The sequence below is a fragment of the Streptococcus sp. HMSC072D03 genome, assembly GCF_001812855.1.
GTDB classification, from domain to species: Bacteria; Bacillota; Bacilli; order Lactobacillales; family Streptococcaceae; genus Streptococcus; species Streptococcus salivarius_D.
Genome location: NZ_KV810691.1, coordinates 58,924 through 71,925 on the forward strand (window position 1 = coordinate 58,924; position 13,002 = coordinate 71,925).

Genomic DNA, 13,002 nt, shown 5'->3' on the forward strand with positions numbered 1-13,002 from the left:
CTATATCACCTCCATATGATGCCCACAGGCACATTGGCCTGGCACACAGTCACAAACCACCTGATCCACAGGTTCTTTTGCTAGAAGCAAGGCCTGCAGCTTATCCACATCAGCTTGAGTCATCGGCGTCTTCTCGATGAGTTGACCCAACAAGTCGCTGTGTTTGGTCAAACAAACCTTGTCAAAAACAGTCTCTAAAGCTTGAAAATTCGCTTCATCTTCACCCAAGCTAGCTTGATAGATAAAGCCTCGTCCTTGACGCTGACTGGTTAGGTAACCCTTGTCCGCCAAACGTCCAAGCAAGGTCTTAACTGTCGAAGCCGACCAGTCAAGCTTCTTAGCTAGAATCGCTATAATCTCTGAAGAAGTCGCCTGCCCCTTAGCCCAGAGCACTCGCATGACTTCCCATTCCGCAGATGAAATTGTCAGCATGATAACTCCTTTCTGAATGTCGTCATTCGTTTACGTTTGTAGATTTATTTTAACGCTATTGTGAAAATTCGTCAAGAGTTTTGTCTACATTTGTAGATTTATTTTTAAAAAAATTTCCAAGATCACTTCAAGGACCTTGGAAGACTTTCATTATCTTAGGCAAAAAATTATGCCTTTGGATTTTTCTGATGCAGTTTAGTCATAAGCATTATTCCCAAAACGAGTATAATGACTGGAAGACTGTATCCCAAATAAATTGTAGTGACTTGCAGACCTCTCTTGATAAGCATACCACTGACAAATACAACAATCCCTGTCAAAACCTGATTCAAGACTTCAATTTTCAAATAAAGATTGTTGAGCTGTAGAGGATTCAACTTCTCCTGCAGGTAAACATTTTGCGAGATTCCAGATATCGTTTGGCCAACTGCTAAAAAGATATAGCTAAGCAAAACAGTCGGTAGGTTAGCTACGAATGGAAAGACGACAACGTAACCCAAATAGACAAGAGAGCCTAACAAGTAAACGGTCATAGGGGAGTATTTAGTGAGACTTTTGAAAGATAGAATTGAACTCGTTGCTAGAAAGGCAATGGCCAAGAAGGACAGAGAGAAAGAATAGGCCTGACTAGAAATACCGACGTCTTTGGTCAGGAAGATAACCTCATAAGCATCATATAAGACACCCACTGACTGTAAGAGTATAGTCATCATAACCATCTTAAGGACGACACTCTGCCTTCCAAAAATAGGACTACCTTGACTGGAAGAAACCTCCTCTTCTGATTCATTCTCACGGTCAAAAATAATCGGTCCCAGTTTAAACAATAAGAGGGTTGCTAGTAGCGTTAGCACACTGTAGACCAAAAATAAGCTCCCTAAATCAAGGCTACCCCAGAGACCAACTATCATAGGTGCTAAGAAATAGGAAGCTGACCCAATCATGGTATAGGTACTGTTAAATTTTTGCAAGTTGGCTTTTTTAACAAGCACAGGCACCGCTGAGGACAACAAACTGTTAAAGTAAGTCGTCAGCACTTCAGTCAAAACCACCAAAGCAAATACAAAAACACTACCCATGGCAAGATAGATTAAAGCCAGACAGACTGCCTTAAGCAATTCAATACCAATCAAAACATATTTTTTATTTGTGATTTTTCCTACAAATTGGTGTCCCACATTGGCAAGAATCCCTCCTAAGAATTTGGCAATCCATAGCCCTAAGACATAGTCCACCGAGATTTTAGAGAAGATAATACTCAGTGCTATCGCATAGCCGTACTCGATAATCAGCGACAAAAACCTATTAAGGAAAATAATTCTGGAATTGTTGGTAAACATTAACGATTTCTAAACCTTTTCTTTTTCATTGCACTTATTGTAACACTGAACATACTAGCCTTCAATAGTTCAGCGCATTAGAAAAACACCTCCTAAGAGGTGCTAAACTTTACTAAGATAAGATTGAGTTGACGAGGCTACGCCCAAAATCCCTGCCTTCACCATACAAAAATGTAAATATGCTAGGGTAAATAATAGCCAAGTAAATTATCATAAAGAGTATTGCCTGAGCTTTCTTGTTTGATACAAAGAATGACAAAATGTAATCAATCAAGTTCAGAGAACCCTTCTCTTCCTTACTTTTTTAGCTCTAAACAAGCTATGACATCATTCTATAGTTTTCGAAAAGAAAAAAATAGTGACATTCATGTCACTAAAAAGGCTTATTCATTCAATACGAGATATAGAAAAGTTGATTACGATGATTTAACCCTCAACTCAGACCTTTGTAGAGATACAAGGCACCAACCAAAAGAAAAATCAGAGCATAGTGATTTTCTCCTCGATAGAAAAATAGTAAGGCGCCTATTAAGAAACAGACCCCTAGTATTACCCTCAATGATACTTTCATTTGTCTACCTTCTTTCTATAAGTAAGATGAAAATAAAAACAAGAGATAAATTTAATTCGCTACAATCCACCCATATTATAAGCTTGATAACTAAGAAAATCAAATTGCTCCAAAGAATAATTTTGATAAAAAATACTCCCCATTTCTGGAAAGTATCATCTGCTATTTTTCAAAGTGTGAACCGAATGTAACAAATTCAGCCACTTCTTCTTCCTTACCGTCGTGAAGGTCACGGACGATTTTTGATCCCACGATAACACCGTCTGACACAGCGTTAAAGCGTTTGATATCTTCCTCTGTTGACACACCGAAACCTGTGAGAACTGGAATGTCAGCATGAGCAGTCAAGTTAGCCAAGTGTTTATCAAGGTCATCACGGTAATTACCAGTCTTACCAGTAACGCCATTGATGGCAACAGCGTAGATAAAACCTTCTGCACCATCAATCAACTGTTTCTGACGGTCAATACCTGTAGTCAAGCTTACCAAAGGCACGAGAGCAATATCACTGTCTTTCAAATATGGGGTGATAAAGTCAGCGTGTTCGTCTGGCAAATCAGGAATAATGAGCCCCTTGACAGATGTATCTGCAAGATCCTTAACAAAGGCTTCGATACCATATTGATAAACTGGGTTGATGTAGGTCATGATAACCAAAGGTACCTGTGTTTTTTGTTCTTGAAGCTTCTTGATAATAGCTGTCAAAGTCACATCTTTAGCCAAACTACGTTGTCCTGCTAATTCAATAACGGGACCATCGGCCACAGGGTCTGACCATGGAATACCCACCTCAATAGCTGAGACACCACTATTTTCCAAGAGAGCAATGGTCTCAAAGAGTCCGTCTAGACCTTTAGCATGGTCACCCGCCATGATGTAAGGTACGAAAATACCGCGTTTACTGTCTTTGATAGCTTGTAGGTGTTTTGTTAGTGTTTTTGTCATGGTTTATTTCCCTTCTGCTTCAGCTTCGAAACGTTCTTTAACCTGCATAACGTCCTTGTCCCCACGACCTGAGAGGCAGACGATGAGGCTTTGGTCTGGTGACATCTTAGCTGCCACTTTTTGCGCAAGCGCAATGGCATGGCTAGACTCAAGAGCTGGGATAATACCTTCCAAACGTGACAGAAGTTTGAAGCCTTCAAGAGCTTCTTCGTCTGTGATAGAGTCGTAAGTCGCACGTCCAATTTCGTTGAAATAACAGTGCTCAGGACCAACCCCTGGGTAGTCCAGACCTGCTGAGATAGAGAAGGCTTCCATGATTTGACCGTGAGCATCTTGGAGGACATCCATAAGCGCTCCATGAAGGATACCTGGACGGCCTTTGGCAAAGGTTGCGGCATGTTTTTCAGTATCAAGCCCCAAACCAGAAGCCTCAGCACCATACATGGCTACTGACTTATCATTAACAAATGGGTAGAACATACCGATAGCATTTGAACCACCACCGATACAAGCCATTACAGCATCTGGCAATTTACCACCTGAAATCTCAGCGTATTGGCGTTTGGCTTCACGACCGATGACAGATTGGAAGTCACGAACAATTTCTGGGAATGGTGCAGGACCAAGGGCAGATCCCATGATGTAGTGCGTATCCTCGATACCTGCAACCCAAGCACGAAGGGCTGCATTTACGGCATCCTTAAGCACTCGCGAACCATCTGTTACGCTAAATACCTTGGCACCAAGCAATTCCATACGGAAAACGTTAAGCGCCTGACGTTTAACATCTTCTTCACCCATATAGATTGTACAATCCATGTCGAAAAGGGCTGCGGCTGTCGCTGTTGCAACACCGTGTTGACCTGCACCTGTTTCGGCGATGATTTTCTTCTTGCCCATACGTTTGGCAAGCAAGACTTGACCAAGGGCATTGTTAATCTTGTGGGCACCTGTATGGTTAAGATCCTCACGTTTAAGATAAATTTGCGCTCCACCGATATGGTCAGTCAAACGTTTGGCGTGGTAAAGAGGTGTCTCACGGCCCACATAGTTTTTGAGGAGATCATCCAATTCCGCTTGGAAACTTGGATCCTCCTTGGCTTCACGATAGGCCTTGTCCAATTCAATAACAGCTGTCATCAGCGTTTCTGGAACGAACTGACCACCGAATTTTCCGTAAAATCCTTTTGCATCAGGTTGTTGATATGTCATGCTTTCACTCTTTCTATAAATGCTTTAATCTTATCTAAATCTTTGGAACCATCTGTCTCGACACCTGAGGACACATCTAAGGCATAGGGGTGGAAAATCTCCTTGACCTCTGCCACATTGTCCACAGTTAAGCCACCAGCGATGAAATAATCCTGCTCAATCTGCTTATCAGCCAAGAGTTGCCAGTCAAAGGTCTGACCACTACCAGCAATGGGAGCATCAAAGAGAAGATAATCCGCCTGGCTCTTGACTTGAGAATCGCTATCTGAAATCTGAATAGCTCGAATAACTGGTACTGAAATCTTTGGAATCAGAACTTCATCAAAACTTCCATGAATCTGAACGATATCTAAAGGAACCTGACCAATCGCTTCTTCCAGTTCCTCAAGACTTGGTGAAACAAAGACACCGACGACTTTTGTTTGGGCTGTCACCCCTTTAGCCAGCTGGTGAGCTTGCTCAAGACTCACTTGGCGCTTACTCTTGGTGAACACAAAGCCAATGTAGTCAGCACCTGCTTCAACTGCAGTTGCTACCGCTTCTGGTGTCGACAGTCCACAAATTTTAACCTTTGTCAATTTGCAACTCCTTGACCTTTTCAGCCACATTGTCAGCCGTCATAAGGGCAGTTCCTACTAGAATCCCATTAAAATATGGGGCAACTAAGGCAACATCCTGACCTGTAAAAATAGCCGACTCAGAAATATAAACAGGCTTGTCCTTGAAATGCGTTGATAACTCAAGACTGGTATTGATGTCTGTCTCAAAAGTAACCAAATTACGGTTGTTAACACCGATAATCTCAGCACCAATACGATGAGCCACTTCCAATTCTGGCAGATTATGCGTTTCAACCAAGACTTCCAAGCCAAGGCTTGTCGCAAAATCGTAGAGCTCCTTGAGTCGAGCCTCTGGCAAGGCCGCTACAATCAAGAGAATGACTGTCGCACCCACATTACGACTACGCACAATCTGTTTCTCATCAATAATGAAGTCCTTAGCCAAGGTTGGAATAGCCACCTGTGACGAAATTTCTTTCAAATAGGAAATATCACCCTTGAAGAAAACCTCATCTGTCAAAACAGAAATCATGGCTGCACCATTTTCTTCATAGGTCTTGGCCTGAGCCACAATATCCACATCTAGGTTAATATCACCCATACTTGGACTAGCTTTTTTCACTTCAGAAATAATTTGCAGCTTGTTTTGATTTGACTTGAGAAAATCATAAAGACGATAGGTCTGACGCAAGGGCTGCAAGTCTTCCATGACCAATTGGGCCACTTCTTTTTCTTTTTGTTCTAAGATTGTTGGGAGAAAGGCTTTACTCATACTTGTACCTCTTGGAGTTGGCGAAGTTTCTCTAGGGCTGAGCCGTCCGCAATCAATTGACGAGCAAGCTCTACACCCTCCTTAATAGTCTCAACCTTACCATTGGCAAAGAAGCCGAGACCTGCATTAAGCACTGTTGTTTCAAGGTAAGGACTAGCTTCATTTTTCAAGACACTAAGGAGAATCTCTGCATTTTCCTTGGCATCGCCACCTGTGATGTCAGACAACTCAACCTTTTCCATACCCAAATCTTCATAAGTGAAAGTGTGTTGGCTGATGTGACCATCTTCCAAAAGGGTGTAGGTGTTAGTGCCATAGAGGGCAGCTTCGTCCATATTGTCAGGACCTGTGATAATAACCGCACGTTTACGTCCCAACTGTTGAATAGCATTAGCAACAATTTCTTGTAATTCCACACGATAGAGCCCCATGAGTTGTGTCTCTAGATCAAGCGGATTAGCCAGTGGCCCAACCAAGTTCATAATCGTTGGAATCCCAAGAGCTTGGCGGGCTGGACCGATAAAACGCATAGCTGGGTGCATGGTTTGGGCAAAGATAAAGGCCAAACCAACCTCGTCAAGTGCTTTAGATAGGGTTTCTGGTGATGCTGCAACGTTGATTCCAAGGGCTTCAAGGACGTCAGCCGAACCAGATTTAGAGGAAATCGAACGGTTACCAGCCTTGGCCATACGAATACCACCTGCTGCTAGGACAAAGCAAACAGTTGTCGAAATGTTAAAGCTATAAGACTGGTCACCACCAGTTCCACAGTTACACATAGCATCTGTGAAAGTCTCAGGCAAGACAGTCGCATGTGATTTGAGGGCACGCACGATACCTGTGATTTCATCTGCTGTTTCCCCCTTAGTCTTAAGCCCCATAAGGAAGGCAGCAATTTGGCTTTCTGAGACTTCATTTTTGAGAATGCGGTTAAAGACTGCTTGGACTTGGTCTTGAGACAAGTCTTGGCGGCTTGAGATTTGTAGGAATATTTCTTTCATATCTGTTTTCCTTTTAAAAACTGTTCAATATTTTCTGATGCACGAGAAGAGGTTTTGAGCGTAGACAAATCTAGTCCAAAAACTGTCCAACTAGCCTGCAACGATTTTTACGAAATTTTCAACCATCTTAAGCCCGTCTGGACTTCCAATGCTTTCTGGGTGATATTGCAAACCGTAAATAGGTAGCTCCTTATGTTGAATGGCCATGATTTCTTGATCATCAGTTGTGATAGCTGTCACATCAAAGCCCTCTGGCATTTGGTCAACAACGATGGAATGGTAACGCATGATTGGGACATCATTGTCGATATCCTTGAAAATAGGCGATGGCGTTTCAAAAGTGATGTTACTTTGTTTTCCATGCATGACATTTTTAGCCAAGCCGAGCTTACCGCCAAAAGTTTCCGCAATAGCCTGATGCCCCAAGCAAATTCCCATCATCGGTTTTTTACCAGCGAAATCCTTAATCAAGGCTTCCATTTTACCCGCATCAGCTGGCCAACCTGGACCTGGTGAAAAGACTAACCCGTCAGCTTTTTCCGCCGCTTCATAGAGGGTCTCATCATCATTACGCAAGACCTTTACCTCTGTAAATGTCCCTAGGTATTGTGCCAAATTATAGGTAAAAGAGTCATAGTTATCAACTAATAAAATCATTGGGCATCTCCTATTCTTGTCATAGCTTTCGCCTTGTTAATCGTTTCGTAAAATTCATTTTCAGGAACACTATCGTAAACAACACCTGCACCTGCTTGAACATAGGCTTTTTGATTTTTGAGAATCATAGTACGGATGGCAATGGCAAAGTCCATATCTCCTGTCGCAGACAGATAACCAATAGCTCCCGCATAAATACCACGTTTTTCTTGCTCAAGCTCATAGATACGACGCATGGCACGAATCTTAGGTGCTCCAGATACGGTTCCAGCTGGTAGGGTTGATTTTAGTGCATCCAGTGCTGTCAATTCCGATAAGAGTTGTCCCTTAACCACACTGGTAAGGTGCATCACATAGCGGAAATACTCAACTTCCATATACTTGGTCACCTTGACCGTACCATTTTTAGCAATCTTACCAATATCATTACGTCCCAAGTCAACCAACATACGGTGTTCCGCAGTTTCTTTGACATCATGTGAGAGTTCATCTGCCAAAGCAGCGTCTTCCGCCTCATTGGTACCACGAGGGCGAGTTCCAGCAATCGGATTGGTTACCACCTCTCCATTTTTCACTGAAACCAAACTCTCTGGGCTAGCACCAATCACCTGATAATCTCCAAAATCGTAGAAATAAAGATAGTTTGATGGGTTGGTCACACGCAAGTTACGGTAGTAATCCAAAGGATCTCCCTCAAAGTCCGCTGAAAAGCGTTGGCTAAGCACACATTGGAACATATCTCCCTCACGAATGAGTTTCTTGGCCTTAGCCACCATATCCATGAAGACTTCTTTTTCGATATGATTTGAAAATTGCAAGGCTTGCAAGGCTTGAGGCGTAAACTCGTTTGGCGCCTGAGTCTGGAGGTTGGTTACCACCTGACCAAGAGCTTGACGCACCGCATCGTTGTCACGATCAGAGTAGATATTGTCCTCAACCACATAAACCTTTTCCTTCTTGTGGTCAAAAATCAAATAAGACTCATAGATGAAGAAATGCATATCAGGTGTCCCAATCGTGTCTTCAGGAATCTCACCAATATTTTCATAGAGACCAATCATGTCATAGCCTGCAAACCCGATAGCACCACCTGCGAAAGGTAGGTCAGACTTGATGCCCTTGACTGTTACTTGGTCCAAGTATTCGAAAGGATCTTGATCAATCGCCTTACCATTTTCATAAAGAACACCATCCTTGAAGGTTACTTCAAAGACCGGATTGTAGGCAACAATAGAAAAACGTGCATTTTCCTTCTCACGAGGAATAGATTCAAGGATAACCTTGTGTTCCCCTTGAACACGCATATAAGCCAAGATTGGTGTTAAGGTATCGGCTGGTAAAATTTTTCTCATAATATTTCCTTTCAAACTGGTTTATCGAGAGTAATAAGACTGATGCAAGGCTCCTTTTATAGGATGTATTGGCACCATATTATTCTTTGTTCACTTTCTCTTCCAAAGCAATAAATGCTTTAATCATGCTTCTCCAAACACTTTCAGCCACATCTGGCGATAAGCCAAGCTCTAGTGCCTCCTTACGACGGTTTGCTATCACTTGAGCAACACGATCACTAGCCTGGACAGCAACCTTGTCTCCCTTGGGCTTAAGCCGTCCTGCCTTTTCCACAAGTATTTGACGTTGGGCCAGTAGTCGAAGCAACTGTCTATCAATATTATCAATATCAATTCGAATATCGCTTAATGCATCCATAAATACCCAACCTTTCATTGAATAATGAAATAACACTTCTTTAAAGATAAAAGTAAACAAAAAACCTCACAGAGAAAAACTCTGTGAGGGCATTAAATCTAGTTTAACACGGTACCACCTCAGTTAATGGTCTCCAAAAAACGACCATCATCTCTATCTCCTCTAACAAGGAGTTGCACGGTAAGGGGTGCCAACCGAGAAGAATATGTATTACCTTCTCATTATCATCCAATCAGCCCAATGTTCGCTCATCTCGATTACCTACTCACAATCACCGCAGGCTCCCTGAAAATCTAAGACCAGTTACTTTCTGATTTACTAACTATTGTACTCCTTTTTAGAGAGATGTCAAGAATTTTCTGTTAATTTTGACAATTTCAACGACCCAACTGACTTTATTTCTTACATTATATGGTATTTGCATCTCCTCAGGATATCTTATGAGAATAAGTCAAAATACCTCTTAACCTAGGTTCTCGATATTAAAACTAACTAATATCGTCGTTAGAGTTGTTATATCGAATCTTATTTAATCGAATTACTTGATCTGCTTGTTCCCAAATACCTGGATTATGGGTAGCAATAATAATAATACGATTTGGATTTTTTAGTGATCGAATTAAGTCCATAATTTCTTGAGCATTATCAGGATCCAAAGAAGCTGTTGGCTCATCAGCTAGTATGATAGGAGGATTTTTCAAAAAAAGTTTAGCCAGAGCAACACGCTGTGCTTCTCCACCAGATAATTCGTATATTTTTTGATTAAGATTTAAATGTTCCAGATGAACATCTTTCATCACTTTTTCTTTGCATTCTTGAATATCATTCTTTCTGAGTTTCTTTCCTACCAACCCCAAATCCAGGTTGTAACTTATACTATCATTTTCAATAAGCCCAAAGTTTTGGAACAAATAACCCAAATAATCACGATAATAGACTTGAGATTTAATCTCTTTCAAGTCTGTACCATCATAAGTGACAGAACCACTATCATAAGTCTCTAGTTTTGCCAGAATATTTAAAAGAGTTGTTTTCCCAGAGCCACTTTCTCCGATAAGCGCATATATCTTTCCTTTATCAAAAGATAAATTTAAATCATCAAAAATAACTCGCTTACCAAAATATTTGCTTAGTTTCTTAATTGCAATCATATTACTTTCCTTTCAAAACACTGACTGAAGTTCTACTCTCAGTAAGCGTCTGTCTGTATAAAATGGTAAACATGTTGATAATAAACAAGGAAACTATAAGTAAACTCATAATCAAATGATGAGTCAAGAAAATCAAAAACACAAGTGCAACACCTAAAACACAGATTTGTGAAAAAAGATAGTTAAAATGCACTTCTTCAAACCTCATACCAGATAATCGCTTGATAAAGATTTCTTTTCTAAATTGCTCAAAGTAAAGAAGGTTCATACTGTCAAATAAAAGTATAGAGGTCAATAAACCTAATAAAACACCAATTAATAGAAAAGCAAGGCGACTACGACTCTCTGAAAGAATCTTATAGTAGCTATTACGATTATTAGTCAAATAAGAAACCCACTGATAAACACCACCTTGTTTAAGTAAATCAATGCTATCCTTATAGCCCGTCATGTGTAGTCCCGAACCTACTTCTGTTCCCCAAAATAACTGACTACTTGGTGTATCTCCCATTGCTTCAGGTGTAGTCACAACAATAATAGGATCATTAAGGAATTGCATAGGTATGTCACTATCTGTATTGTACAAAAAACGCTTTTTCTTATCTTTTACGAATTCGGTAGAGACCGATACCTTAAATAAGTGATGACTATGAGGATTTAGACTACGACTTGAGAAACCTGACATATATTCTGAATATATACTCTCTAACTCTTTCCTACTATTCTTCAACTTCTCTGGAATTATTAATCCAAATTCGCCACGCTTAAGTTTTTTCATTTGTGCTAAAAATTCATCGGAGACACCAACATTTTGCTTTTCCAAGTAATTAGGTGAAACATAAATGGTATTCCCATTAGGCACATAGTCTGTTATTTTAACCCCATTAGCTATATTTGATACTAAGAACTGACGTAAATTTGTTTTTACAAATAGCCCTTTATCGTCCTTTAGAGTACGATTTGCGAAGTCATACCAAGACTTATTCTGCTTTTCTTCTTCCTTACCTTGTGTAAAGGCAGAGCTATAACTATAAGATAGCTGGTAGTAATTTCTATTTATAGACCACTCTTCTTTAGCACTATTTAATTGCACAAAATCTTGATAACTGTTCAACAACGTACCTACAGTAATACCAACAACTACAATTGCAACGAATTGTCCTAAGAACATCACTCCTAGAAGTCTTCTTAAGGGGAGGCGCCCTCTCATAACTTCAACTAAAGAAGTTGCTTTTAACCCTAGTAGATATATTAAACTTAACCCAAGAGAAATAAAACATAGCGCAAAAAAATATAAAGTTACTCCTGTAAAATAAAGTAATATAGGCAAAGATTGCAAAATCCGAAAATGCCACAAACCTACTCCCCCAATAAGAATAGATAAACAATATGCAACCAATAACTGCCTAGAATCAACGATAAATGATGATAACATTACTTTCATCATGCTTTGCCCCGAAACAAGCTTGATTCCCGCATCCCTTAAATCCTTTATTCGGTAAATCAACACTAGTGAAGCAAAGGTCAACAGAAATAATGCGAAACTAATAAGTGAAACCTCATTCAATAATATTGTTAAAAGTAAAGACAGTATTGAATAAGAAGAAAAATCAACCGCATTATAGCCAAGCTGACTGAATGTCGAGATAAGTTCTGCTCCCTTTAAATCACCTGAGACAATTAGATAGTTACTAACTATATCACTGCCTTCAGCACTCTCCTGAGAAGCCCTTTTTAAATTAGAAGGTGGAGAAACGTGTCCGTAAAACTGATAACGAAAATCTATTTCACCCTTTTCATTTGGTTGAACAATCCGTCTAGCAATTAAGCTATTATGCTCATTAGCTAAATTAGTTAAAGCATCTGTTACTTCCTTGCGATTAGATACCTTATGATCAGTCAAAGCCTGACCAGTCACATCTACAGCATTATAACTCGAAAAAGATATTTGCTGATTTTGTTGAACAATCATTGTGACTAAGTAGCAAGAAAACAGGATAGTCGAGATGAATATAAAAACACGTTTCATACAAACCTCCTAAACGGAACAATTATATATCTTTGTATTGAAATAAAGTTTACGGTCGAAAATGGAACCATTACAAGGAAACAAAAACTAGGTTGACATATTACATTCAACCTAGTCACCGTTACTTAATTAATTATAGTTATAGTAAAAGGCAGCCTGCTCGCCAAAAGACGTTTTAATAAAAGCATACGAAGTCTGACCGGCATAAGCATAGGCCTTACTAGATTTAGAGGTCCAACGACTAACTACAGTTGAACTATGATATTTCGAACCATGATAGTAATTCGAAAAAGCACCACCGTTAGAAGCCCCGTAAGTCCAAACACCACCACCTGGATACTGCGTAGCTGCAGCAACTCCAGACAAAGTCCCAAAAGAAGTCACAGCAAGAGCCAAAACCATTAACGATTTCATATTTTTTCTCATAAGTATTCTCCTTAAAGTAATTGCGATGAAGGAAATAAAATGACATAAACTATGCATAACATTTCTAAACCTTCATAAATCAACTGTTACATTAAGTAAGCGCTTACTTTTAAAGTTATTATATACAGTTTTTTTTATTTTTGTCAATACACTTTTTGTATTTTTGTAAGAATTGATACCTTTGCTACGCAAAAAA

Annotated in this window: 13 protein-coding genes; all 13 read right to left on the reverse strand. The window is 40.0% G+C overall.

All coding sequences use genetic code 11. The features are described 5' to 3' along the window. The 13 genes from HMPREF2877_RS08420 to HMPREF2877_RS08485 all read right to left on the reverse strand — a co-directional run bounded on the left by HMPREF2877_RS08420 (position 1) and on the right by HMPREF2877_RS08485 (position 12,806). Positions 1-432, reverse strand: a complete 432-nt coding sequence (locus tag HMPREF2877_RS08420; RefSeq protein ID WP_070579603.1) for a CopY/TcrY family copper transport repressor — start codon at positions 430-432, stop codon at positions 1-3. A 167-nt stretch (positions 433-599) separates the two neighbouring features. Further along, entirely contained in the window at positions 600-1,772 is a 1,173-nt protein-coding gene (locus tag HMPREF2877_RS08425; protein WP_070579606.1) for an MFS transporter, read from the reverse strand. Positions 1,773-2,505: 733 nt separating this feature from the next. Next, on the reverse strand, positions 2,506-3,288 hold the full coding sequence (gene trpA / locus HMPREF2877_RS08435; protein ID WP_070579613.1) for a tryptophan synthase subunit alpha: 783 nt from the start codon (positions 3,286-3,288) through the stop codon (positions 2,506-2,508). Positions 3,289-3,291: 3 nt separating this feature from the next. After that, positions 3,292-4,500 carry a tryptophan synthase subunit beta gene (gene trpB / locus HMPREF2877_RS08440; protein WP_002891598.1) on the reverse strand — a complete coding sequence of 403 codons (1,209 nt, stop codon included), beginning with the start codon at positions 4,498-4,500 and terminating at the stop codon, positions 3,292-3,294. After that, a complete protein-coding gene (locus HMPREF2877_RS08445; RefSeq protein WP_004183220.1) occupies positions 4,497-5,078 on the reverse strand; it encodes a phosphoribosylanthranilate isomerase in 582 nt (193 codons plus the stop codon). The genes trpB and HMPREF2877_RS08445 overlap by 4 nt, the downstream gene beginning before the upstream one ends. Then, the gene (gene trpC / locus HMPREF2877_RS08450; RefSeq protein WP_070579615.1) at positions 5,065-5,832 is read right to left on the reverse strand and encodes an indole-3-glycerol phosphate synthase TrpC; all 768 of its coding nucleotides are present in this window, start codon (positions 5,830-5,832) and stop codon (positions 5,065-5,067) included. The genes HMPREF2877_RS08445 and trpC overlap by 14 nt, the downstream gene beginning before the upstream one ends. Continuing rightward, positions 5,829-6,833 (reverse strand): anthranilate phosphoribosyltransferase, encoded by a 1,005-nt coding sequence (gene trpD, locus HMPREF2877_RS08455; protein WP_049528366.1) that lies wholly within the window; start codon positions 6,831-6,833, stop codon positions 5,829-5,831. Before trpD ends, trpC begins: the two co-directional genes overlap by 4 nt. Before the next feature lie 90 nt (positions 6,834-6,923). Further along, positions 6,924-7,490: an aminodeoxychorismate/anthranilate synthase component II gene (locus tag HMPREF2877_RS08460; protein WP_037599218.1), complete on the reverse strand. Its 567-nt coding sequence runs from the start codon at positions 7,488-7,490 to the stop codon at positions 6,924-6,926. Continuing rightward, complete coding sequence (trpE, locus tag HMPREF2877_RS08465; RefSeq protein WP_049528369.1) at positions 7,487-8,842, reverse strand: anthranilate synthase component I; 1,356 nt, start codon at positions 8,840-8,842, stop codon at positions 7,487-7,489. The genes HMPREF2877_RS08460 and trpE overlap by 4 nt, the downstream gene beginning before the upstream one ends. A 79-nt stretch (positions 8,843-8,921) precedes the next feature. Beyond that, positions 8,922-9,200 (reverse strand): chorismate mutase, encoded by a 279-nt coding sequence (locus HMPREF2877_RS08470; protein WP_004183228.1) that lies wholly within the window; start codon positions 9,198-9,200, stop codon positions 8,922-8,924. Between the two features lie 488 nt (positions 9,201-9,688). After that, positions 9,689-10,351 (reverse strand): ABC transporter ATP-binding protein, encoded by a 663-nt coding sequence (locus HMPREF2877_RS08475; protein ID WP_004183229.1) that lies wholly within the window; start codon positions 10,349-10,351, stop codon positions 9,689-9,691. Between the two features lies 1 nt (position 10,352). After that, on the reverse strand, positions 10,353-12,380 hold the full coding sequence (locus tag HMPREF2877_RS08480) for a DUF1430 domain-containing protein (protein WP_004183231.1): 2,028 nt from the start codon (positions 12,378-12,380) through the stop codon (positions 10,353-10,355). 129 nt (positions 12,381-12,509) lie between these two features. Beyond that, the gene (locus HMPREF2877_RS08485; RefSeq protein WP_004183233.1) at positions 12,510-12,806 is read right to left on the reverse strand and encodes a lactococcin 972 family bacteriocin; all 297 of its coding nucleotides are present in this window, start codon (positions 12,804-12,806) and stop codon (positions 12,510-12,512) included. Positions 12,807-13,002: the final 196 nt, after the last annotated feature.

Coding starts and splice junctions, on each gene's coding strand:
- trpD (WP_049528366.1), bottom strand. CDS start 6,833: ATGAAAGAAATATTCCTACAAATCTCAAGCCGCCAAGACTTGTCTCAA.
- HMPREF2877_RS08475 (WP_004183229.1), bottom strand. CDS start 10,351: ATGATTGCAATTAAGAAACTAAGCAAATATTTTGGTAAGCGAGTTATT.
- trpA (WP_070579613.1), bottom strand. CDS start 3,288: ATGACAAAAACACTAACAAAACACCTACAAGCTATCAAAGACAGTAAA.
- HMPREF2877_RS08425 (WP_070579606.1), bottom strand. CDS start 1,772: ATGTTTACCAACAATTCCAGAATTATTTTCCTTAATAGGTTTTTGTCG.
- HMPREF2877_RS08460 (WP_037599218.1), bottom strand. CDS start 7,490: ATGATTTTATTAGTTGATAACTATGACTCTTTTACCTATAATTTGGCA.
- HMPREF2877_RS08480 (WP_004183231.1), bottom strand. CDS start 12,380: ATGAAACGTGTTTTTATATTCATCTCGACTATCCTGTTTTCTTGCTAC.
- HMPREF2877_RS08485 (WP_004183233.1), bottom strand. CDS start 12,806: ATGAGAAAAAATATGAAATCGTTAATGGTTTTGGCTCTTGCTGTGACT.
- trpC (WP_070579615.1), bottom strand. CDS start 5,832: ATGAGTAAAGCCTTTCTCCCAACAATCTTAGAACAAAAAGAAAAAGAA.
- trpE (WP_049528369.1), bottom strand. CDS start 8,842: ATGAGAAAAATTTTACCAGCCGATACCTTAACACCAATCTTGGCTTAT.
- trpB (WP_002891598.1), bottom strand. CDS start 4,500: ATGACATATCAACAACCTGATGCAAAAGGATTTTACGGAAAATTCGGT.
- HMPREF2877_RS08420 (WP_070579603.1), bottom strand. CDS start 432: ATGCTGACAATTTCATCTGCGGAATGGGAAGTCATGCGAGTGCTCTGG.
- HMPREF2877_RS08470 (WP_004183228.1), bottom strand. CDS start 9,200: ATGGATGCATTAAGCGATATTCGAATTGATATTGATAATATTGATAGA.